Source organism: Ruegeria sp. SCP10, assembly GCF_040329495.1.
Lineage (GTDB): Bacteria > Pseudomonadota > Alphaproteobacteria > Rhodobacterales > Rhodobacteraceae > Ruegeria.
Window position 1 is genome coordinate 1 of sequence record NZ_JBDZYF010000017.1, and the last position, 20,930, is coordinate 20,930.

Below are 20,930 nucleotides of genomic sequence, written 5' to 3' on the forward strand. Positions count from 1 at the left end.
GGAAGATGAGCAGCGTTTCAGCTGAGAATAAATACAGGTCGCCTGCCGTTCTACATGCCAATAGATCATGACACCGCACCCGCCATACCGGGTATGCCATTCGGTCATCAGGTTGCGATCCCAGGCTCCGAACTTGGTGGAATCCGCCGCGCAGGCGGTTCCTGCATTGCCCCAAACTGACGGTTTCCGAATCGCCAACGTGGCATCTGCAACCTTGGCCGCCGCAGCCCGAAGCGAGGCCGGATCGATATACCGGCGGCGGATGTGCAGCAGCTCATCATAGCTGGTCCCGGGCACTCCGGCGGCCACCCGCTTCAAACCGGCATTGGTGCCCAGGCCATAGAGACACAGAAGCAAACGCTGGTCTTTGACTTTGCGATCAAGCGCCTCCCGGCTCGCTGAGGTTTCAAAGGCATTCAGAAACCCGGTATCAAGCGCGGTTTCCTTCAGCGCATCCAGCAGGCCCGTCATCGGCCATCGCCTTCCGATTTCTGCCTTCAATGAAAGGAGACCGCGCGGTTCAGGCACTGGTGCAAATGGCGTGACGCAGATCCGGTTTTCGCCAGACCATCGAAGCCTGACCATATCGTTGGAAGACAGAGCCGCATTCAGTTCGCGCAGCTCGTGTTCCAATTGCTCACGAACCAAGCCGGAAAACTCCCGCGCATCCTGGGTGAGCTTCAACCCGGCATAGTAAGCCGCGCGCATTTCTGAAAAATCCTTTGGCAAGTCGTCATCCGGATTGCGATAGCGGTCCGCGCCCTCAACCCAGATTTCTTTCGCCCTGATACGGTCCCGCAATTGCGTCAGGACACAGAGTTCATAAGAAATTACATTCAGCCGACCCCGGTGATCAAAAACGGTGCCGCGCCACTTGCGCGGGATGGATCCCTCCGGGGCCAATGATGCTGGAGCGACCCGTCGCCCTTCCTCGTTCAGGCGAGCGAGCAAAGACAGTGCATCAAGGATCGGGCGCCAGCTTTCATTGTTGGAACGGAAATTCAGCACAGTTAACAGCGAGGGCAGCATTCGGCGGTAATGGCTGGCCCAGGACCCCCGCATTACAGTCTGAATCCGAACATCCAACGTTCCTTTGGCCCTGTGCTCGCCGATGATGGCTTTCAGCTTGGCCGCGCCCGCGATTGGAAAGATCACATCCGAGACTTTGCCGTTCGGAGCCATCATCGCCGCCGTCGCAATGTCCACCAGTAACCGTTCCTTGCCGTGAACCTTATCGATGTCAGCGGCAATCTTGCTGATCACCTTTCGTTTGGACCGTGTGCCAATGCGATGAACAATATCAATCAGCAGATCGACAAGACCATCGATCAATTGCGATATGCGAGTCATAATATACAGGGCCAGCAGCCCGATCCGTTTCTCCTGGGCATGACGGCGCATTTCATAGGCCGTCTCGCCTTCGACACGGCGCGCAAGATGTCTGAGCCAGGATGGATCGACGCGATCTGCTACACCAAATGGAAGCTCAAGGCCCTCAATAAAGGCCAGCCGGTCTGCGGCCTCCAGAACATTATCCAGTGTCGCAGCCCCGACATCGTCCTTCAGTCGTAGAAAACCATGCGCTCCTCGGGGGTCGGCAAGACTTTCTTCCAATGCCGCTCTGATTTTCTGTGAAACCTGGCCCGAGATCTCTGTCAGGAATGTTTCCTGGAATGCATGTAGCGCAGATCGAACCAAGCGCTCCATGATCTTTCGCGAGGGTACGAATATTGCTTTCTGCAAAGCCCATCGGAAACCAAAGTCGATGAGGGGTTCAATGGCAGGGCCTGCTGTGGAACTCTCCTGAGCAAGCACAGAATGCAGCTTCGCGCGATCTCGCTCATTCGCCCGTCGAAACCCCAGATGGCGTAGGACATCAAGGCGGTGACGGCGGGCAGCGTCAGATTGCAGATCGTACAGATGAATATTGGTGCCCAGCTGTTCCTCGACATATTGGATGCGATCGTCAGCAATTTCTTTGAGCGCCCCTGGAAAATACCCATGACTGCGAAAATAAACTAGCTGTAGCGCCAACCCCGCGCGCATCGCGCGCCGGTATCCCTGAACGAAATCCAATTCGCCAAACGACAGGCTCCACACCTTCAGCTTTTCACTTTCCATCCGAATGCCCCCTCGACTAACAGGACGAACCTTCAAAGAAATCAGAAAAGCGTCAAGCGCCCTCTTGTTCCACTATTGTTCCTCATAACCCCCATCTGTGCAGCTTCGGGGCGGTTGAGCCTTATGGAAGGGGATGTTCTCTCCGATGTTCTGCCCTGGCGGATCTATGATGATGAAACCAAGTTCTATCGCGGAACCAATGGAACTGGCTTCATCCTCGAAGTGGGTGCCACCATTGGCGATCATGAGGTTGCTGAGAACATAGCTGGCGTCATGGCCGCGAACCTCCCCGCTGACGCCATGTTCCAGATCCTGAACTGGACTTCGCCCTCAATCGACACGATTTCGGAACGCTGGAAATCGGCAAGAGGGGGCATTTCTCCGCTGGTTGATGAGATGGTCCAACAGCGCTTGGGCCATATGAATGGCATTCGCTACGGCATGGATGAAGGTGGCGCCCGCGCCCTTCCATTACACCGTCACATCTTTTTGGCTTGCTGGATGGAAGGCGAAATCGGCCTCGAAGATGAAAAGCGGCTCAATTCCGTCCGCACAGGTCTCAATGGTGTATTTTCGACGGTCAGCTGGTCTCGCGATGTTGAGCCACGCCAGTTTCTTGCGTTCTTGCGTGAAGTCTTCCATGTCGCCCGGCCCCCAAAGAGCACGGGCGACTGGGAAGAGGAAGCCTATGAAGTGCGAATGCCGCTGAATTTCCAGCTGCCCGGCGCAACCGTCCATGTCGGCAAAGACGCTCTCATGTTCTCGGGCAAGCCTGAGATGGCCGCAACCGTCTCGACGGTAAATGCCTATCCGCCAGAGTGGGAGTTCGCGCGCGGCATGCTGTTGAACGGAGATCCGCCACGGCTGATGGACCGGCCCCTCGGACCTGTTCTGACATCCTTTACCATGAAGTCGCAGAGCAATCAGAAAAGCGGTGCCTTCCTGCTCAAAAAACGCGGCATGGCGGAACACGCCGCCAACAGTAAATTTGGGCAATACGTCCCCCAGTTTGGCGAGAAAAAGAAGGAGATCGATGAGCTCTCGGCCGAGGTCAATTCAGGCGAACGTCTGTTTGAGACCATTTATACGATTGTAGCCTACGCCAAGGGCGGGGCGACTGAGGCTCAAACGGCTTCTGGCGAAGTAGAAAACATCTATCGTCGCCAAAGGCTGAAACTCTCCAAAGATGATCACCTTCAGTTTCCGCTGTTTTTGGCCAGTCTCCCGTTTGGCTGCACGTCCAAGATGCTGAAGGATTTCAACCGCCTGCAACGCATGCGCATCCTGAAATCGGCTGCCGCTGCGACTTTACTGCCGCTGCATGGCGAATGGATGGGCAATGGCCATGGCCCCGGTATGTTGCTGCTCGGCCGCCAGGGACAGATCTTCCAGTGGGACAATTTCGTAAGTTCCGGCAACTACAACACCGCTGTCATTGGCAAATCCGGGGCCGGTAAATCGGTGTTCATGCAGGAATTGGCCTGCGGTATCTACACATCAGGTGGCCATGTCCTCGTGATCGATGACGGCTATTCCTTCGCGACCACCGCCGAGATCCTTGGCGGTAAGCACATCGCGTTTGATGGGACAAACGAAAACCGCCTCAACCCGTTTTCACTGCTAGATGGTCAGTCCATGCAGGAAGAGGAATACCGCGCGGATGCCATCGAACTTGTCACCCGCGTTGTGTCCTCGATGGCGGACCTTGGCTCTCACAAGACCAGCCGGGTTGAAGGTGTCGAAGAAGAGTACATCCGCAAAGCCATTGGCGACGTTTGGGACGAAAAGGGTCCTGAAGGCGAAATCACAGACGTGCGCGATGCCCTGCTTGAGATTGCCGACTCTGACGAACGCCTGCCTGACGTTATTCGAAAGCTCGATGCCTATTCGCGAGGCGGTGCATACGGTCACTATTTTGAAGGTGCTGCCAACATTTCGCTCGATGCGCCTTTCACTGTTGTCGAACTGAGCGACATCAAAGGGCAGGCGGGTCTCGAAGCCACTATCCTTCAGATCGTGATGTTCCTGGGCACCGAACTCATGTTCAAGACGCCGCGGTCAACGCCGGTAGCGATCGTGATCGATGAAGCCTGGGATCTTTTGAAAGGTGAGGGGACCGCCAAATTCATCGAAGGCGTTGTGCGTCGGGCCCGTAAATACACCGGCGCTCTGATCACCGGCACACAGTCATTGAATGACTATTACGCCAACCCGGCTGCGCAGGTTTGCATAGAAAACTCGGATTACCGGATTCTTCTCGCGCAGAAGGCCGAAAGTATCGACCGCATGGATAGCGTCGATCCATACGTGAAGCACCTTCTGAAATCGCTCACGTCTGTGCCTGGCCGCTTCTCTGAAATGGCCATTCAGATGCCAGAGGGATTTGCATATGGCCGCTTGCTTCTTGATCCGTTTTCGCTGGCGGTCTTCTCATCCAAGGGTTCGACTGTTGAGCGGATGAACTTCTATCGTCAGCAGGGCATGTCCACGGTTGACGCGATCAAGACGCTTGTTGAGCGGGGTGAAGTGGCATGAGCTGGCGCGCCCTCGCAATTCTTGTTTTCAGTGTCGCTCTGGGTGTCCAGGCCGCCTTTGCAATCGGTTTTTACATCGGGAAGATCCGTCACCAGGCCCCAACCGTTGTGACCTTCGATGCTGAAACCAGCCTGACGCTGTTCGTCCTTTGGGCTGAAGATCGATACGAGGGCGACGCCTTCACGAGCGTTATTCCAGAATTCCAGAAACGCCTTGAAGCGGCGATGCAGGCGTTTGCGGTTGAGACCGGCACCGTGATCGTCCGAGGCACGGTTCTGACCGGCACCGATCAGCCGATCTTGGATGTGACCACGCCAATCATGAACAGGGTGTTGACCGATGTTGCGTTCTAAGCCCCTGTTCTGTGTCCTTTCGGCACTTTTGGTCATCACCGGCTACTACGCGCTGGCTTTTGTACGTATTGGCGTAAACGCCTCCGAAAGCCTCAATTCCAATGGCTTTGTCATGGTGACCTGGCCGAAGCCGATTTGGCACGGGGCCATCGTTTCGGCCCGGATGCCCGATGTTCTGGCGGCAAAATTCGACGGCAAGGATTTGCTGTTCACCAAGCGCGTTGTCGGAATGCCGGGAGATCCTGTCGTCACCAATGGCAACAGCGTTTGCATCAACTCCAACTGCGTAACAGCACAGATCAAAGACGGTCAGGCCGTATCACCTGTTTGGACCGCCTCCTCCGTTCCCGCAGGCCATGTGGCTCTCTTTGGTGAGACGCAGGACAGCCTGGACAGTCGCTACGCGGTGATCGGCGGCATTGATATCTCAACCATTGAGGCGGTGGGCATCGCCATTCCCTTTCCTCACTGGACCCAGCTTCAGGAGTGGATCGAATGACACGATTTTTTTTCTATTTGTGCTGGGCGATGGGGGTCAGTTTTTTCCTTCTGGCTGGGATCGCAGCTCTCGCGGGTCTTGTGGGGGTTGTTCAGATGCTTCGGGCAGAGGATGCGCTCGCGGCAGGTTTTGCGGTGCTGGCAAACATCTTTGGTGCGGGGTTTCTGATCTGTTGCGGGCTCTTCAGCCTGCGTCATGCGCAGGAGTGCCGGCAAGAACTAGAGGGCGACTTTTCATGATGCAATCTCACCATGTTCAGATCAAACCGGTCACGTCACAGCTTCACCGGAGTGAGCTTTACAGAGGCGGTTCACGTCGGTCTTGCATGACGCTTATGGGCTCGCTGCGCACATTAGGTCTCTTGGCAGCGGTGCTTTGTGAACTGAGTGGCACAGAGGTTCAAGCCAAAGACTTGGGAACCCACGGTCCGCTTTTCGAAGTCACCGAACCCTCCATCCTGGACACCATCAAAGTGCGTCTCAGGGAGATGGAGGCGTCGGGTGAGCTGGATATCATGAAGCAGGAAATGCAGGACACGACGCGCGCCTATGTAAACCGGCCGCGCCCGGTCACTGGCCTCGGCAAAACGGAGGAATATGCGAGCTGGGATGTGGATCTCAGCATAACACTCAAACAGGATCTGGCCGACCATAACGGGCAGGTCTTCGCGCGGCGGGCACAGTGGTGAACCCAATGGCCTACTCGCGGTTTAACAAGCGCATTGTTTTAATCGACGGGGATGATCCGGAGCAAGTTGCGTTCGCGCTTTCTGAAGGCGACGAGCTGGATACCCTCATGGTGTTGGTGAACGGTGATCCGCTCGGCCTCATGCGGACGCATGGGCGACGGTTTTATTTCGATCAGAACTCTGTGCTTGTGGATCGGTTCGGTATTCACAACGTTCCGGCTGTTGTGAGCCGGGCCGATCCTTTTATGCATGTGGAAGAGGTTGTCGTGCCATGACCTCGGACACCTTCATCGCACCGATGGTCGTGGTCTTCGCAATGGCCACCTTTGGCGCAACCTTCTACGGCGTTGTGACCACAAGGAAAGCGCTCGCTGACGCGACGATCACGGTTCCGGCCTCCCAGGTATATGTCATTGACGGCGACACGATCGACGTCGGCGGAACCTCATACCGCCTCATCGGCTTTGACGCGCCTGAGACATATCGCGCCAAATGCCAGTCCGAATACGCGCTTGGACAACAGGCGGGTCGGCGTCTTCGTCAACTCATAGATGAAAACGGGAGCATTGAACTCGAAGTCAAACGCCGTGTGGACGACTACGGCCGCAAGATCGCGTTTGGGCGTGTTGATGCGGGCAATGTTGGCCTCATCCTGATCAGCGAGGATCTGGCGCGACCTTACTACTTCGGATCGCGCGCCCCGTGGTGTCCCCCTGCTTTCCTCAATTTCTACGGAGTATTGAATCAATGAGACGCTACGGTCTGCTGTTCGCACTCGTATTCGGGATATTGGCAACAGAAGCCGCCGCCATCTGCAACAAGCGGTTTTTGAACCCGATCACTGAAATCTGTTGGGATTGCATATTCCCGATATCTGTTGGTGCGATCAGTCTTGGTGGTGGTGGCCGACCTGACACCGATAATCAGTCCTTCCCGCTCTGCATCTGCCCTGGCATCCCACCGCGCCTCGGTCTGGCAATTGGCCTCTGGGAACCCGCCAGACTGGTGGATGTGGCAAACGAAGCCGGGTGCTTCGTCAACATGGGCTTTGATCTCGACTTCGGCTTGCTCGCCTTGGAAAGGTCGTCGGTCACTCAGCAAAGCGGCGCAAGCACCGGCTCAAGCTGGCAGGCCCACTGTTACTTCTATCCGCTGATCTCCTGGCTGGGCGTCATCGTTGATGGCCTGTGCCTTCAGAACGCTCAGTTTGATGTCGCCTATATCTCAGAGATTGATCCGCTCTGGCAGGACGCCGAGCTCAACAACCTGATTAACCCAGAAGCGGTTCTCTTCGCGAACCCGATTGCGCAGGCCGCTTGTGCGGCAGATTGCGTAACCGCGTCATCGGGTAACCTGCCTATGGATAGCCTGTTCTGGTGTGCCGCCTGTGGGGGGTCAATCTATCCAATTCAGGGCGATGTTGCGGCCGATGTTGGCGGCGTCATGGCAAGCCAGGTGGTTGCGACGAAACTGGTGGCCCGGATGCATCATTTGTTTGTTGCGAGGCGCACGGCGGACAGTTCCGCACTCTGCAACACGGAATCACAGCCGATTATCAACAAAAGCCAATACCGGATGCAGATCACGCGCCCGGTGCCTAAGACCTCTGGCCGTTACGGCTGTGGTCCGATGGGCTTCTCACCCCAATACGTCGATCGACTGCGCGAGTTTCCTTATCGCGGTGAGTCCTTCGGCTGGCTGATGTGGAGGAAAAGAAATTGCTGCGCACTGTAACCCTTTCACTCGCTGCGCTTTCGCTCTCAGCACCCGCACCCGGTCTGGCCCAACAGATCGAAGAGGATGGCCCTGTCGAATACGCACCGGGATCGACCGGACCAATCACCGCTCCGCTGGCGACGATAGTCGATAACGCCAAGAAGCTTGGTGACGGACAATCGACTGAGAACTGCTGCTCAAGAGAGCGGACTATCGTCGACTGTCTCAAAGTTTGGTGATGCAACCCGGTCCATTCGGGCCAGCTCACAATCGTCTTTGACCGACAGTGAGAATAGCGGTGAGCGCTGGAGCATCGATGAGGTTAATCGTAAGGGCGAAAGCTATGCTGAGGCTTATGAGGAATCCCAGTCTCTTGCATCGGCCAATGCCAAACTCCAGTCACAAGGCATTAGCTACGATGGTCAACTCACAGACGCGATCATCAACGAATGGCGTCAGGAAGGGTATACAGTCCAGCAGATTGAAGGCTTCCTCAACCCTAAAACAACAGAAGGCGTGAAGCGTCAGGAGGCTGCGGTCGAACAGGTTCTACCCGGTTTGCTCGATGAGCTCAGGCTTACTCGGCCAAATGATCAGATCTCTGGTGCGTTTAATCTCAGCGCCCCAAAGGAAGAGATCACGCAGCAACGCCTCCCATCTGCCGGTACTGAGCACACACAGTCTGTGGAACGTTACAAAGGCGCGAATGACAAAGCACGGGCAAATTCAGAGACCAATCTGAAAAAGCGCTCGGATGCAGCGTCGAATAGTGCCGCCGCCAATCAGAGCGAGGTCGTAGAGGGGCAGGAGCTTGGCGCTGTTCCCGGTATGGTTAAAAAGGTAGGCACAACCGTTGTTGACGTAGTAGATAGTGCTGCTGATGCAGGACGCGGTGTTGTTGGATGGGTCTCTGGCGACCGTAGTCTCTCGCCTTACGAACGCGATGTCATGATCCGCACGATTGCTGGCGAAGCCGGTCGCGAAAGCGAGCTTGGTCAGGCCGCGGTTGCCCATGTGATCCTCAACCGTGCGGAAGATCCGCGTTGGGGGGATGATCCCGCAGAAGTCAGCCTTCAATTGAAGCAATTCTCGGCATGGAACTCGGGTGTTGGCGGCAACGGTATTCCTGAACAGATCCAGGAAGGGAGCCCTGCGTATGAGCGCATTGGCCGGATCGTTGACGCAGTCGCCGCTGGTGAGATTGCAGACCCCACAGGCGGTGCCACTCACTACTTCTCCACCTAAAGGCATGGATGCCCATGTCGCGGCAGGTGAACAGACAAATCGTGTCCCAACCTGGCTATCTGCCCAGTCTCAGGCGCGCGGTGGTCAGAATGTAGAGATTGGTGGACATGTGTTCACTGGTCGCAAGCGAGGCGACCAGTGATGCTAAGTGTGATCAAAATAGCTGTTGTTGAACGGGCTCATTGGGTGCGTTGGGTCCCAACGACCGTTTGCCGTGCTGCTGACTTCATCAAAATCTTCGTCAACAAAGCTACCTGCTTTCTTTCGACCGGCGAATTCGCTCTGATTGGCATACAGCCAGTAAACGACCCAGCCGATGCCGGCAAAGGCGTACAGGGCAGCGATCCACGCGTTACCGGTGCTGCCAACAGCGATCAGCCCAGCGAAGTAGGCGATGACTTTCCAGTTTTTAAGAAGCCGTTGCATGACGGGCTCTCCATTTTTGAGGGTTCGCATTGTACCGCACAACCCCTCGTAGAGCAATGCAACCCTCAGAAATGGTGAACCAAATGACATCACTGAAACAGAAATACACTAAACTCATCGCCTCCGGGCTGATCTCGGCGGCTCTCGCGCTGTCAGCAGCGCAGGGAATCGCCCAGTCGTCTGAGGCTTCTCAGACTGCGGAATTTGATGAACAGGTGCGCCAAGCGCTTCTGCGAAATCCAGAAATCCTGCTCGAAGTGTTCGATTTGCTTGAGCAAGAACAACAGGCTCACGCAGCCAAAGCAGACATGGATCTCGTATCGAAGGCCGCGGATGATCTCTTTGAGGGCGTCGATCTGAGTAAGCCCGTCCTGGTTGAGTTTCAGGATTATAACTGTGGCTATTGCAAACGCGCCCATGCGACCGTCAAACAGCTTCGCCGGGGCATTCCGGATCTCCAATTGGTGATCATGGAACTCCCGATCCTTGGGGAAGGGTCCATCTATAGCGCCGAAATGGCGTTGGCTCTCAAAGCAGTGAAAGGCCAGGAAGCGTACCTCGAATTTTCGGACGCACTGATGAGCCTTGAATCGTCGGCTGACGCCCCATCCGTGCTGAAACTTCTGACTGATCTTGGACACAACCCCGACGAAATCGCGCGGGCAATGCAAGACGGGGCAGGGCTTGAAGAACTCGAAAAGAGCCAACGTCTGGCGCGACGGCTCAAAATCCAAGGCACGCCAACCTTTGTCGGACCGGCCGGTCTGATGCGCGGAATGGGCTCGCTTGAAGATCTCGCGGAGCTCGCAATCAAGAAGGATAGCTAACGAGGCTGGGTGTCGGCGGACCTGGGTTTGGAACCGAGGATTAGAAACAGTTCCGGGATGGGGTGGCCCACCGACACCAACCAGCTACCGCGCATGAAATCCAGAGCAAAGCCGCCCTAACACAATCTCACCCACCGTAACCCAACGGCAACATGAACGACCAACCACTGTCAAAAACCAGAAAAGGACGGGACAGATGAAACAGGCAACCATCGGACTTCTGCTGATCGCATCCGCCACACTGACGGCCTGCAGTGACAGCATGACCCAGACATCCGCCAATATCATGGGGATGCAATCGATCGCCGGCGTCCAGCGCGCCTCCAACACAGAGCCATCCAGCGCCGATCTGGCGATGAGCTGCGGTCAGATCAATTCGGAGCTTTCTTCGCTCTATGCGGAGATCGAGACCATCAACAAGGCTGAGCGGGCTCGCGAGCGTAAAGCCAACCTCACCGGCGGCTTGCTCGATGCCGGCCTGTCCGTTGTGGGAGCCGGAGCCTTGGCTAATGCGGGATCGGCGCAGGCCATTTCTAACGTGGGCACTGCAACAGCGGTCGCAGGCGCTGCCACAGATGGCTTGACGGCTTCCGGACCTGACGCCGGCACCTTCAATCGCCAGTTTGCTCTGGTGGAACGCACATCCGTTTTGGAACGGACCAAGGTCGCCAAAGGCTGCTGATAAGCCTCGGTTTTTCAGTAACGAGTGCTTTGTTTATTTAACATAACAGGTCTTATGGGAGGCGCGTGTATCAGCGGATATTAGGCTGACTTGAAGCCGCGACCCGCCCTCTGACCAAGATCAAAAACGCGATGTCGCGGCATGTCCCTCCAAGAGGCTCCAACCCTCCCGGAACGCCGCACACGGAACGTGGGAATACGAAAATGCGCAACAGAGGACACACGCAACTTGTCAGAGGCGGCCAGACAACGCAACACTGGACGCGAATGGCCACGCAAGTGGTCAAATATAGCCTAACGGTCGCTCTCGCCGCCTTCCTCATCACCTTCTGTGTGCTGGTTTATAAGAACTACACCATGGCTGGTGTCCGCATGACGCTCGCCTATGGTCTGGCGGAATTTAACGTCGAAAAACGCGGCACAGAAGATCGTCAGCTTCAATATGTAGACGCTCAAAACAAACGCATCGTCCGGACTGCTGGTCAGATCTACTCCGATCAGGAGATGCGCCAGCTTTACGATATCTATTCGTACAACGCTCGACGCTTCATCTGGATTGCAATGGTCCCCGCGACAATAGCTTTCGTTGTTGTGTTCCTGATCTTTGTAATTGTCGGGCGGAGCCTGAAAGAAGAAGAGCACATACGCGGGGCGCGTCTGGTTACACCCCGAGAACTCAAAGCCTGGTCACGCGCCAAATGGAAATCATACGAGAAGAAGTTCGGGCGCGATGTCAAAAAGGGACCGCGTTACACGCTGGCCGGCATCCCCTTCCCGCCCAATGCCGTTGAGGCCCAGATCGGCATAACCGGAACCGTTGGTGTTGGTAAGACCAATGCGATGCATGAGCTCCTGAATACCATTCGGGACGCCGGTGGCCGCGCCATCATCTACGACCGTATGGGCGGTCTTCTTCGGGATCACTACGATTCCGCGCACGATATCATCCTGAACCCCTTTGATGAGCGCTCTGTGGGCTGGTCACCGTTCAATGAAGTGGTGTCGGCCGAAGGGTTTGCCCAGATCGCAGAAGTGATGATCCCCGACCATCCGGGCTCAAACGACAACTTCTGGACCCAGGCCGCGCGACTTGTTTTCCAGTACGCCGCTCGCGAACTCGCCAAGTCCGGCAATACCACCAATGCCGATTTGCGCAGCGCCATCATGAACATCCCCTCTGATGAGCTGGCCGAGATTGTCGCGCCGACGCCCGGTGTGCATTTCTTTGGTGAAAACGTGGCTCGGACCTCCGCCTCGATCCGCGCCAACATGATCACGGAACTCCGGTTCCTGGAATACCTGCGCGATGATGCTCGGGCATTTTCGATCCGGGATTGGATCGTGAACGATCGTCCTGGCTTTGTGTTCCTGACCGGTGATGCTGAGAAAGCGGCCGCAACCCGCAACGTCATCTCAACGGTCATGGAAGTCGCCGCCAACGCGCTTATGACAACAGAGGAAAGCCGCGATCCCAAGGTTTGGTTCTTTCTCGATGAGGTTCCGACGCTCAACCGGCTCCCCTTCCTGCCAAAGAGCCTTGCGGAGATCCGCCAGTTCGGCGGGGCGTTTGTCGTTGGCTACCAGGTCTTTTCCCAGCTTGAGGACATCTACGGGCCGAAGGCGGCAGAAACCATTTCTGGTGTCCTGAACAACCGCGTCGTTTTCAACACGCCTGACTTCAATACTGCCCAACGATCATCACGCTCTCTCGGTGAAGAGGATGTGCTGGAAATGAACGAAAACCTGACCCTTGGCGCGCATGACACGCGCGACGGTGTTGGGATCATGGCCCGCAGAACGCAGCGCCCGATTGTGACAGCCGCAGAGATCCAATCACTGCCGCAGTTTTATGCTTATTTTCGGGCCGCGTATGACGCACCAACGGCCCGCGTGAAGTTCCATCCCGTGCCGACCGAAGCCAAAACGGACAAGTTCATCCCCTATCGCGGGACCGGATTTGACGAAGGTGGCATGAGCGTCAGCGCCACCAATGCCGAAATCGACCAGGGGACATGTGTTGAATCGGGTTTTGCTTCTCTACACCCGACGGAACAACGGGCCGAATTCCTGGGCTGGGTTGAACGTGTTCGTCCCGATGGCAAACAAGGCATCGAAGATCCGGAACAGATTTCAGAGCGCGAATGGTACTGGCAACAATTTGCGACGTGCCGCGTCCGGGGTTTGTCCGGGAAAGAGATCACCCCACCTAACCCTCTATCCGGTTTTGCGGGCAACAGCGCGAAGTCGAAACGCGAAGCCGTCAGCCTCCCCTACCCCGACAAAGAGGCCCAACCGGCTCCGAAACCCGTAGCGCCTGAGCCCGAACCCGCTGCCGCAGACCCCAAACCTGAAAAGAAGTCGCTGTCTCAGCTTGCCGATCCTGCCAACCGACGCCCCGTAAGTCACAAGAAACCTTCGACCTCGGATGCAGCGCCCGCGCAGAGCGCGCCTCTCAAGTCCAAGGTGGCCTCGTTACAGGCGCTAAACGCCTCTCTGTCGGAGGGTCGGTGACATGTATCCAGCGGTTAATGAAGCGGGGCAGCTTTGGCGGCTGCCTCGGGAAAAGGTGATCTTTCTGGGCTTTGACGGCGTTCTGCACGAACAGAATAGCGCCAGTTTTGAGAGGCTTCCTTTGCTCGAAGGGTTCCTCCGTCTGCACTCTCAAATCTCGATTGTCATCGCGTCCACCTGGAGGCGCGCGCCTCGACCGATCCTTGAAGAGTTGTTTTCCGAAGACATCAGATCCCGGCTTTCCGGCTGCACGGCCACCCAGGGCTTGTTCTCGCTCAGAAGCACAGAAGTCCAGCTTTGGGCGCACCGTAACCGTGTTTGCGATTTTATCGCGCTCGATGCGCAGCCCGGCCGCTTTCGCCGCGAATGGGAACATCAACTCATCACCCAATCGCCTTCCGGACTGAGCCTTTATGAGCTTCGCCGCCTTCAGCACTGGGCAGAAAATTCCAAACTATATGGAGGGCTTTCGGCATGATGTCCGTCTCCAATGTCTCCGCTGGTGCAGCTGCAAGCGGATATTACAAAGAAGAAGGCTATTACCAGGCCGGGTCTCCTGAAGCAGAGAATGCCTCACAATGGTTTGGCAAAGCCGCAGAGGATGCCGGGCTTACTGGCAATGTAGAAGACACGCGCTTTTCCGAGGTTTTGGACGGTCAGGCCCCGGATGGAACAGAACTGGGCCGGTACGTCGATGGGGAACGCCAGCACCGCCCTGGCCTCGATCTGACGTTTTCTGCCTCAAAGACCGCTTCCATCGCCGCGCTTGTGATTGGTGATGACCGCATCACACAGGCCCATGATGCGGCTGTCCGTGCAGCCATGACCGTGGTTGAAGAATGCTATATCAAGACCCGCTATCAGTTGGATGGCGAAATGAAGACCGGCAATGCCGAAGGCATCATCGCAGGGATTTACCGACACGATACCTCGCGCGCGCTTGATCCCAACCTGCATAGTCATGCTGTGATCGCCAACATGGTGCTCAATGAGAAGGGCGAATACACCGCGCTTCGCAACGAAGACATCTTCAACAACCGCAAAATCATCACGGAAGTCTATCGATCAGATTTTGAATCGCGCCTCAAAGAGATGGGCATCGAAACCCAGCGCGGCCGTTATGGTGAGGTCAACGTTGCCGGCATCTCACAAGAGGTTGTCGATGGGTTTTCCAAACGTCGGCAAGAGATCCTGAAATCCCTTGAAGGGAAAGGGCTTGAAAACACCCCGGAAAACGCCTCCAAAGCCACGCTTGCCACCCGAGCGGCAAAGCACAAGGATCTCGATCGCGCTGAGTTACGCGCCGATTGGCGCAAAGAGGCCATCGAATTCGGACTGGACGAAAAGCAACTCGACCGCGGTCATATCGGACCGGAGGCCCCCGCCCCTGTTCTACGTGCCATTCGTGAGCCTTCAGAACGACCAAGCCAAGATCCTGTTGAAGCGGGCCGTGTCGCCGGCGTCGTAGCCTGGGTCAAAGGACTGATCGCTTCTTCCCAGCAGGAAGAGACCAAAGTTCCTGAAACGCCTCAAGCGCAGGCGGTCTCCAAGGCCATCGCGCATGTCAGTGAAAGACAGTCCGTCTATGAGCGGTCTGCCCTGACCGCCGCCGCGCTCCGCTTTGCGGATGGATCTTCCTTGGAACAGGTTGATACAGAGATCGATCGCCGGATTGAATCCGGTGGCTTGTTTGCCAAGGGTGAATATGGCGAGACGCTGACAGATCAAAAATCGGTCGCTCTGGAAAGCTCCGTACTGAACACTTGGCGCAATTCCGAGAACACCGCCGCTCCTGATCTGACCCCCGCTGGCCGGCGTTCGGCCCCTCTCGATCTTCAGGCGGCATTGGCGCAGGAAAGGACGCTCACCGAAGGCCAGCGCGGCGCGATTGAAAGCTCTCTGACGGGTGAAGGGCGCTACGTTGGCGTACAAGGCTATGCCGGTACCGGTAAGACCTACATGGTTCAGAAACTCACTGAACTGGCCGAACAAGCCGGATACCAGGTCAAAGGCTTTGCCCCCAGCCATCAAGCCGTCCAAGAGCTTGGGGCCGTCACAGGCGAAGCCTCGACGCTGGCCCGCATCGTTGTGAGCGAACGCACCCATCCGCAACAGCACGATAACAGCAAATCCATCCTTCTGGTCGATGAAAGCTCGATGGTGTCAGCCCGCGATATGCGCAGCTTTATGGATTATGCCGAGCGCACCAATGCCGCGCGAGTCGTGTTTGTTGGTGATACCAAGCAGCTTGACGCCGTGAGTGCCGGCCAGCCCTTTGCGCAGCTTCAGGAGGCAGGCATGCGCACGGCCGTAATGAGCGACATCCAGCGTCAGCGAGACACAACGCTCCGGGATGCCGTTTATGACGCTGTGCGCGGTGATGCGGCCAGCGCGTTTAAGAAACTGGATGATCACGTACAGACCGCTGAGAATCCGCGCGCCGCCGCCGCTGAAACCTATCTCGGACTATCCCCGGATGAGCGCAGCAATACCCGCGTTCTAACTCTGACCAACGCAGCCCGGGCAGAGATCAATGAAACCGTCCGCTCCGGCCTTAAAGCCGAAGGCACCCTTCTACGGGATGGCGCACAGATCAATGGGCTTACCCCTAAGCCTATGACCAGCGTGGAACGCTCTGATGCGGCCAGCTATGCACCCGGAGATGTGGTTCAATCTGTCGTTAGTAGTTCCAGCGACGGGCTGAAGAAGGACACGCTCTATGTGGTCCAGTCGGCAGATCCCAAAGCCAACACGCTCAGCCTTCAGAGTGAAGCGGATGGGTCGCGCCTCGATCTTCCTTTGTCAAAGACTGTCTCCGGTCGTGACCTGGGCGCCTCCCTTGTTGCCTATGCAACTGAAACTCGTGAACTCAGTGCCGGCGATGCCGTCCGTGTCCGGATCACTGATAAGCAGAATGACCTCGTAAACGGGGAACGGGCTGTTGTCACAAATACTGACGGTGGAAAGATTGCCCTTTCGACCAAAGATGGGCGGGCTGTTGAGATCGATTCTGGTAGCCTTGGCGCGCGCGGACTTGAGCATGACTACGCTGCGACCGCCCACTCCGTACAGGGTGAAACCGTTGATCGGGTCATTGTTGCGATGAACGCCCGTGACCAACTGGCCACGCAAAAATCCTTCTACGTTGAAATCAGCCGGGCCCGTGATGAGGCGGTTCTGATCACGGATAACCCGGCCGCTCTGGCAAACAACATCGCTGAGCGAACCGGCATCCGTATGACGGCGCTCGAAGCCAAAGAACAGTCTGGCGCTCAGGAAACCCCCGACCCGACCCTGAAGGCTGTCAGTGCGTCCATTGAGCACCTGTCCGAACGCAACACGACCTACGAAAGATCAGAGCTTGCCATTGAAGCGCTGCGCCGGACCGACGGCTCGGATATCAATGCCGTCGAGAAAGAGATCGATCGGCGCATTGATGAGGGTAGCCTGTTTGCCTCGGGCGATGACAAAACCACGCTCACAGACAAGGCATCCGTCCAGCTCGAAAGCTCGATCTTGATGACCTTCCATGCCGCGAAGGAAACTTCCGGCGTCGAACTTCAACCCCATGCTGGCCGCGACGGACCCTCTGCGCTTTCCAAGAAACTTAGCGACAGTAAGACGCTCACTGATGGTCAGAAGGATGCCATCACAACCGCACTGACGGGCGAAGGGCGCTATGTCGGTGTCCAGGGTTATGCCGGAACCGGCAAGACGTTCATGGTCGATCGCGTCGCGCATTATGCCGAACAAAGCGGCTATGAGGTCAAAGGACTTGCCCCCAGCCATCAGGCCGTCCACGAACTTTCCTCTGTCCTCGGCGCGGCCGAAACGCTTGCCAAAACGGTCACCCAGGAGCGGCACGATCCGAAGGATGTGGACAACAGCAAGACCATTCTGATTGTCGATGAATCGTCCATGATCGGCTCCCGCGACATGCGCACATTAATGAACTACGCGGAGCGCACGAACATAGCGCGCGTCGTCTTTGTGGGCGACACACAGCAGCTCGACGCTGTTGCCGCCGGTCAGCCATTTGACAGATTGCAAGAGGCCGGAATGCGCACGGCCGTCATGGATGAGATCCGCCGGCAACGCGACGACACCCTCCGCAGCACCGTTTATGACGCCATCCGTGGCGACGTAAAAACGGCGTTTCAAAAGCTCGGTGAGAACGTCCAGGAGCACGAAAACCCGCGCGAGAAAGCCGCTGAAACCTACCTCGCTCTCAGCTCGGAACAGCGCTCAGAAACCCGCGTTCTGACGCTCACAAACAAGGCCCGGGCAGACATCAATTTGGCTATCCGTGAGGGCCTAAAATCAGAGGGTCAGATCGAGGCTGTAGACCTCAAATATTCCGGTCTCAACAACCTCCGACTGACCGATGCTGAGCGCGTTGACGCGCGCAATTACAGCCCCGGAAATGTGCTCCAATCGATGGTCACAAGCCCCGACCATGGACTCAAAAAAGACGACACCTACTCCGTCTTGAATGTCGATGCCCCACGCAACCGGATCACCATTGTGAACCAGGAAACCCGCGAACAGAACATCCTGCCTCTTGGTGCCGTCCACAACAAGCGTGAGCTCGGGAAAAGCCTCGTCGTCTACGAGAAAGAGCAACGCGAGGTCGCTGTCGGAGACCAGGTTCGGTTTCGCATCACCGATGAAAAGACCGGGGTGACGAACGGAATGCGGGGTCAGGTCACTGCAACCACAGGTAGAGCGATTGAAGCCGAAACGACGGACGGAACCTCCGTCAGCCTCCCCATCAACAGTCTCGCCGCGCGCGGTGTAGAGCTTGATTATGCCGCCACGGCGCACGCCGTGCAGGGTGAAACCGTAGATCGTGTGATCGTTGGGATGGACTCGACCGAGAAGCTGGTCAGCCAGAAATCCTTCTACGTGGAGATCAGCCGTGCGCGGGATGAAGCCACCCTGATTACCGACGATAAGGACAAGCTGGTGAAGACCGTTGAGAAGGAAACCGGGATCCGCTCTGACGCCCTCGGAGCCTGGTTGGAAAGCCAGCGCGCGGACGAAACTGATGACCAAAAGGACAAGGATCAAAACCGCGACCGCGACGTTGCCAAGGACGATCAGGACAAGACCGCCGACCGTGAAAAGGCTGAACCCGCCATCGGCTACCTGCCCGGCCTCTTCGATGAAAAGACCGAAGCGAAGATCCATGAAATCGAAAAACAGGCTGAACTCATTCGAGACAGACAGAAGGAAATCACACGATGAGCACCAAAACACAGAACATCAGATTGACCCTTGGACCCGTTGCTCAGGACCTATTGGACCAGTCAGGCGGGAAGAACGGCAGAGACCTCGACCGGCTTCTGACGGGCCTGCTTGAACGCCCTGAGACCAACAACTCTGACAGTCCCAACCTCAAGCCCTTGGAGGCTCGCATAGAGGCACTGGAAGATGTGATCCGTAGCCAGGGTGACAGGTTCGCCCTGCTGCAAGAAGTGGTCATTTTGGAGCAGCGCATGACACGGATCTTCGTCGCCTCGATCCTCTCCGATGACAGTGAAGAACAGCACCAGATCATGGAAATGGCGGCCGCCGCAGTGGAGGGTTTGATAGATGAAAGCGGCTTGATTTCAGAGCGAGAACGGGAGACTCTTAAGAGCCGAGAACACGAAGCAGACGCGGCTATGCAGAGAGAACTGGACCGTGGTTCGCTGATCGCAGAACAGGACAAAGATCCGGAGTTGGAGCATTGATTATGATGGCCAGAAAGAGCGTGAGACGCCTGCCAATTTCTGCCAATTTTGCCAAAAACGCTGCCAATTTCTGGCAGCCAATTGGCAGAAACGCTGTCGGCGACACAAAAATCGTTAAAAAACAACGACTTTCGGTCGCCGACAAAGGCAGAGCCGTGGCAGAGCGTTTGGGCCATAAAAACAAGGGCTTTGCCCTTGTTTGCAGCTTGCTGCGTTATGTGTGGACCTTCCATGAGGCCCATCGGGCCGAAATGGCACTTCTCTTGCCTTTCGCCCTCCGGAACGGGCTCTCCAAGCCCGCTTTCGGAACGGCGCAAGGCGCTTCTTCAACGCCCTCTGGCGTCCTTCGCAGCGCTCTATTTGGCGCTGCTCTATCGACCTGCTGTCTCATCTCTCTGGGGTCAGTCTCAGCCTCCGCTGAAACCTCGACCGGGGGCTGGTCGAACTCCGGCTCGTTCAGCGACACAGAGGCTCGCCAGATGCGCCAAAAGCTCGCCAAGGCACCCAAGGCCAACAGCGACGGTTGGGCCTCTCAGATCGCGTCTGAGGGCGTCGTGAGCGAGTGGGTTGCTCTCGACAAATTTGAGCGTGGCACTCCCGGTAAGAACCCGCCTCGTCTCGCCAGCTTCCGCCTCCCCAAAGGGACCGAGGTTGACCAGCTCTATGCGCTCATTGAATTTGCGGAATCTCCGAGGGCTGGCTATGACGCGATCCATCACAGCGCGAAGAAACTCACGGCCAAGCGTCCGACCCAAATGACCCTGGGCGAGATCAAAACGTGGATCAGAGCAACCCCCGGTCAGCACCACGCCATAGGCCGGTTCCAGGTGATACCGTCAACCTTGGCCAGTCTCCAAAGACGCCTTCGGTTGCCAGACTCGGCTGTGTTCAACAAGACCACTCAGAACAAGATGGCGGGTGTGCTTCTCTATGATGCGGGCTATCAGGATTTCGTTGCGGGCGACCTGACCCTTTTTCGCTTCATGGACAACCTCGCTTTGATCTGGGCTGGCTTCCCAAAGGCCAATGGCAAATCCCACTACCATGGATATGCAGGCAACCGAGCCACGGTGACGCGGGCTTTCTTTGAAAAGCAGATGGTCAAGATATTCGGCGCCGATGATGACAAAGCGTCGTGACCTTCAGGCCCCCCAGATGACCTCGATGGGTTCAACGCTCAACGCCACTTCTTCTCGCGGCACGTGTCCTCGATCTGCTGATTTTTAGCCAAGCAACCTAAAGGCGAGTTTGGGTTAGAGGACATGGCACTTAAACCCGGAACACTGTTGCAGACAATCTCGGATCAGAGCGTGTTCATCTCCTGTCGGTCGTGTGGGCATTCTGCCGTTTTGACTGTTGCCTCGATCCTGTCGCAGTGCAGCCCGGGCGTGACTGTCGCGGATGTCAGGCCTGTCCGTCGTCAGGGATTTTGGGACAGATGGCGCTCTGATCTAAGAGAGGATGTGGCTCATCTGGTTGGATTGATTATGCGGCGGATTTGCGGTGAAGCAAGCGCCGGGTTTCGATGGTCTTTCGTTTGATCCTCTCTCGTTGTTTTAGAATGGTCTGTCCGCGCCCGAAGTAGACATCAGC

Annotated in this window: 19 protein-coding genes; 17 read left to right on the forward strand and 2 right to left on the reverse strand. The window is 56.6% G+C overall.

Annotated elements, in window-relative coordinates; all coding sequences use genetic code 11:
* Nucleotides 1–2,121: Tn3 family transposase (locus tag ABLN87_RS20845; RefSeq protein WP_353013911.1), on the reverse strand; the 2,121-nt coding region annotated here is incomplete at its 3' end.
* A gap of 123 nt (nucleotides 2,122–2,244) precedes the next feature.
* On the opposite strand from ABLN87_RS20845, the gene ABLN87_RS20850 reads away from it, so the two are divergent.
* The 10 genes from ABLN87_RS20850 to ABLN87_RS20895 are packed head-to-tail and all read left to right on the forward strand — an operon-like array spanning nucleotide 2,245 to nucleotide 9,157.
* A complete protein-coding gene (locus tag ABLN87_RS20850) occupies nucleotides 2,245–4,656 on the forward strand; it encodes a TraC family protein (protein WP_353013913.1) in 2,412 nt (803 codons plus the stop codon).
* Complete coding sequence (locus tag ABLN87_RS20855; protein ID WP_353013915.1) at nucleotides 4,653–5,009, forward strand: hypothetical protein; 357 nt, start codon at nucleotides 4,653–4,655, stop codon at nucleotides 5,007–5,009. The genes ABLN87_RS20850 and ABLN87_RS20855 overlap by 4 nt, the downstream gene beginning before the upstream one ends.
* On the forward strand, nucleotides 4,996–5,508 hold the full coding sequence (locus ABLN87_RS20860) for a S26 family signal peptidase (RefSeq protein WP_353013917.1): 513 nt from the start codon (nucleotides 4,996–4,998) through the stop codon (nucleotides 5,506–5,508). The genes ABLN87_RS20855 and ABLN87_RS20860 overlap by 14 nt, the downstream gene beginning before the upstream one ends.
* A complete protein-coding gene (locus tag ABLN87_RS20865; protein ID WP_353013919.1) occupies nucleotides 5,505–5,747 on the forward strand; it encodes a hypothetical protein in 243 nt (80 codons plus the stop codon). The genes ABLN87_RS20860 and ABLN87_RS20865 overlap by 4 nt, the downstream gene beginning before the upstream one ends.
* Nucleotides 5,744–6,196, forward strand: coding sequence for a hypothetical protein (locus tag ABLN87_RS20870; protein ID WP_353013921.1), 453 nt, complete (start codon nucleotides 5,744–5,746; stop codon nucleotides 6,194–6,196). The genes ABLN87_RS20865 and ABLN87_RS20870 overlap by 4 nt, the downstream gene beginning before the upstream one ends.
* Nucleotides 6,197–6,201: 5 nt before the next feature.
* A complete protein-coding gene (locus ABLN87_RS20875) occupies nucleotides 6,202–6,471 on the forward strand; it encodes a hypothetical protein (RefSeq protein ID WP_353013923.1) in 270 nt (89 codons plus the stop codon).
* Nucleotides 6,468–6,947 carry a thermonuclease family protein gene (locus ABLN87_RS20880; RefSeq protein ID WP_353013924.1) on the forward strand — a complete coding sequence of 160 codons (480 nt, stop codon included), beginning with the start codon at nucleotides 6,468–6,470 and terminating at the stop codon, nucleotides 6,945–6,947. Before ABLN87_RS20875 ends, ABLN87_RS20880 begins: the two co-directional genes overlap by 4 nt.
* On the forward strand, nucleotides 6,944–7,930 hold the full coding sequence (traU, locus tag ABLN87_RS20885; protein ID WP_353013926.1) for a conjugal transfer pilus assembly protein TraU: 987 nt from the start codon (nucleotides 6,944–6,946) through the stop codon (nucleotides 7,928–7,930). The genes ABLN87_RS20880 and traU overlap by 4 nt, the downstream gene beginning before the upstream one ends.
* The gene (locus ABLN87_RS20890) at nucleotides 7,915–8,151 is read left to right on the forward strand and encodes a hypothetical protein (protein WP_353013928.1); all 237 of its coding nucleotides are present in this window, start codon (nucleotides 7,915–7,917) and stop codon (nucleotides 8,149–8,151) included. Before traU ends, ABLN87_RS20890 begins: the two co-directional genes overlap by 16 nt.
* 37 nt (nucleotides 8,152–8,188) lie before the next feature.
* A complete protein-coding gene (locus ABLN87_RS20895; protein WP_353013930.1) occupies nucleotides 8,189–9,157 on the forward strand; it encodes a cell wall hydrolase in 969 nt (322 codons plus the stop codon).
* A gap of 144 nt (nucleotides 9,158–9,301) precedes the next feature.
* Here ABLN87_RS20895 and ABLN87_RS20900 read toward each other — a convergent pair whose 3' ends face one another.
* On the reverse strand, nucleotides 9,302–9,583 hold the full coding sequence (locus ABLN87_RS20900) for a hypothetical protein (RefSeq protein ID WP_353013931.1): 282 nt from the start codon (nucleotides 9,581–9,583) through the stop codon (nucleotides 9,302–9,304).
* An 83-nt stretch (nucleotides 9,584–9,666) separates the two neighbouring features.
* Between ABLN87_RS20900 and ABLN87_RS20905 the strand changes: the two genes are divergently transcribed.
* The 7 genes from ABLN87_RS20905 to ABLN87_RS20935 all read left to right on the forward strand — a co-directional run bounded on the left by ABLN87_RS20905 (nucleotide 9,667) and on the right by ABLN87_RS20935 (nucleotide 20,476).
* Nucleotides 9,667–10,410 (forward strand): DsbA family protein, encoded by a 744-nt coding sequence (locus ABLN87_RS20905; RefSeq protein WP_353013932.1) that lies wholly within the window; start codon nucleotides 9,667–9,669, stop codon nucleotides 10,408–10,410.
* A 196-nt stretch (nucleotides 10,411–10,606) separates the two neighbouring features.
* On the forward strand, nucleotides 10,607–11,092 hold the full coding sequence (locus ABLN87_RS20910) for a hypothetical protein (RefSeq protein ID WP_353013934.1): 486 nt from the start codon (nucleotides 10,607–10,609) through the stop codon (nucleotides 11,090–11,092).
* A 203-nt stretch (nucleotides 11,093–11,295) separates the two neighbouring features.
* The gene (locus ABLN87_RS20915; RefSeq protein WP_353013936.1) at nucleotides 11,296–13,602 is read left to right on the forward strand and encodes a type IV secretion system DNA-binding domain-containing protein; all 2,307 of its coding nucleotides are present in this window, start codon (nucleotides 11,296–11,298) and stop codon (nucleotides 13,600–13,602) included.
* 1 nt (nucleotide 13,603) lies between these two features.
* The gene (locus ABLN87_RS20920) at nucleotides 13,604–14,080 is read left to right on the forward strand and encodes an HAD domain-containing protein (protein WP_353013938.1); all 477 of its coding nucleotides are present in this window, start codon (nucleotides 13,604–13,606) and stop codon (nucleotides 14,078–14,080) included.
* On the forward strand, nucleotides 14,077–18,849 hold the full coding sequence (mobF, locus tag ABLN87_RS20925; protein ID WP_353013939.1) for a MobF family relaxase: 4,773 nt from the start codon (nucleotides 14,077–14,079) through the stop codon (nucleotides 18,847–18,849). The genes ABLN87_RS20920 and mobF overlap by 4 nt, the downstream gene beginning before the upstream one ends.
* Nucleotides 18,846–19,337 carry a hypothetical protein gene (locus tag ABLN87_RS20930; protein WP_353013941.1) on the forward strand — a complete coding sequence of 164 codons (492 nt, stop codon included), beginning with the start codon at nucleotides 18,846–18,848 and terminating at the stop codon, nucleotides 19,335–19,337. The genes mobF and ABLN87_RS20930 overlap by 4 nt, the downstream gene beginning before the upstream one ends.
* A gap of 479 nt (nucleotides 19,338–19,816) precedes the next feature.
* Complete coding sequence (locus tag ABLN87_RS20935) at nucleotides 19,817–20,476, forward strand: hypothetical protein (protein WP_353013943.1); 660 nt, start codon at nucleotides 19,817–19,819, stop codon at nucleotides 20,474–20,476.
* Nucleotides 20,477–20,930: the final 454 nt, after the last annotated feature.

Coding starts and splice junctions, on each gene's coding strand:
- ABLN87_RS20935 (WP_353013943.1), top strand. CDS start 19,817: ATGCGCCAAAAGCTCGCCAAGGCACCCAAGGCCAACAGCGACGGTTGG.
- ABLN87_RS20855 (WP_353013915.1), top strand. CDS start 4,653: ATGAGCTGGCGCGCCCTCGCAATTCTTGTTTTCAGTGTCGCTCTGGGT.
- ABLN87_RS20880 (WP_353013924.1), top strand. CDS start 6,468: ATGACCTCGGACACCTTCATCGCACCGATGGTCGTGGTCTTCGCAATG.
- ABLN87_RS20930 (WP_353013941.1), top strand. CDS start 18,846: ATGAGCACCAAAACACAGAACATCAGATTGACCCTTGGACCCGTTGCT.
- mobF (WP_353013939.1), top strand. CDS start 14,077: ATGATGTCCGTCTCCAATGTCTCCGCTGGTGCAGCTGCAAGCGGATAT.
- ABLN87_RS20920 (WP_353013938.1), top strand. CDS start 13,604: ATGTATCCAGCGGTTAATGAAGCGGGGCAGCTTTGGCGGCTGCCTCGG.
- ABLN87_RS20900 (WP_353013931.1), bottom strand. CDS start 9,583: ATGCAACGGCTTCTTAAAAACTGGAAAGTCATCGCCTACTTCGCTGGG.
- ABLN87_RS20910 (WP_353013934.1), top strand. CDS start 10,607: ATGAAACAGGCAACCATCGGACTTCTGCTGATCGCATCCGCCACACTG.
- ABLN87_RS20850 (WP_353013913.1), top strand. CDS start 2,245: ATGGAAGGGGATGTTCTCTCCGATGTTCTGCCCTGGCGGATCTATGAT.
- ABLN87_RS20865 (WP_353013919.1), top strand. CDS start 5,505: ATGACACGATTTTTTTTCTATTTGTGCTGGGCGATGGGGGTCAGTTTT.
- traU (WP_353013926.1), top strand. CDS start 6,944: ATGAGACGCTACGGTCTGCTGTTCGCACTCGTATTCGGGATATTGGCA.
- ABLN87_RS20870 (WP_353013921.1), top strand. CDS start 5,744: ATGATGCAATCTCACCATGTTCAGATCAAACCGGTCACGTCACAGCTT.
- ABLN87_RS20875 (WP_353013923.1), top strand. CDS start 6,202: ATGGCCTACTCGCGGTTTAACAAGCGCATTGTTTTAATCGACGGGGAT.
- ABLN87_RS20915 (WP_353013936.1), top strand. CDS start 11,296: ATGCGCAACAGAGGACACACGCAACTTGTCAGAGGCGGCCAGACAACG.
- ABLN87_RS20860 (WP_353013917.1), top strand. CDS start 4,996: ATGTTGCGTTCTAAGCCCCTGTTCTGTGTCCTTTCGGCACTTTTGGTC.
- ABLN87_RS20905 (WP_353013932.1), top strand. CDS start 9,667: ATGACATCACTGAAACAGAAATACACTAAACTCATCGCCTCCGGGCTG.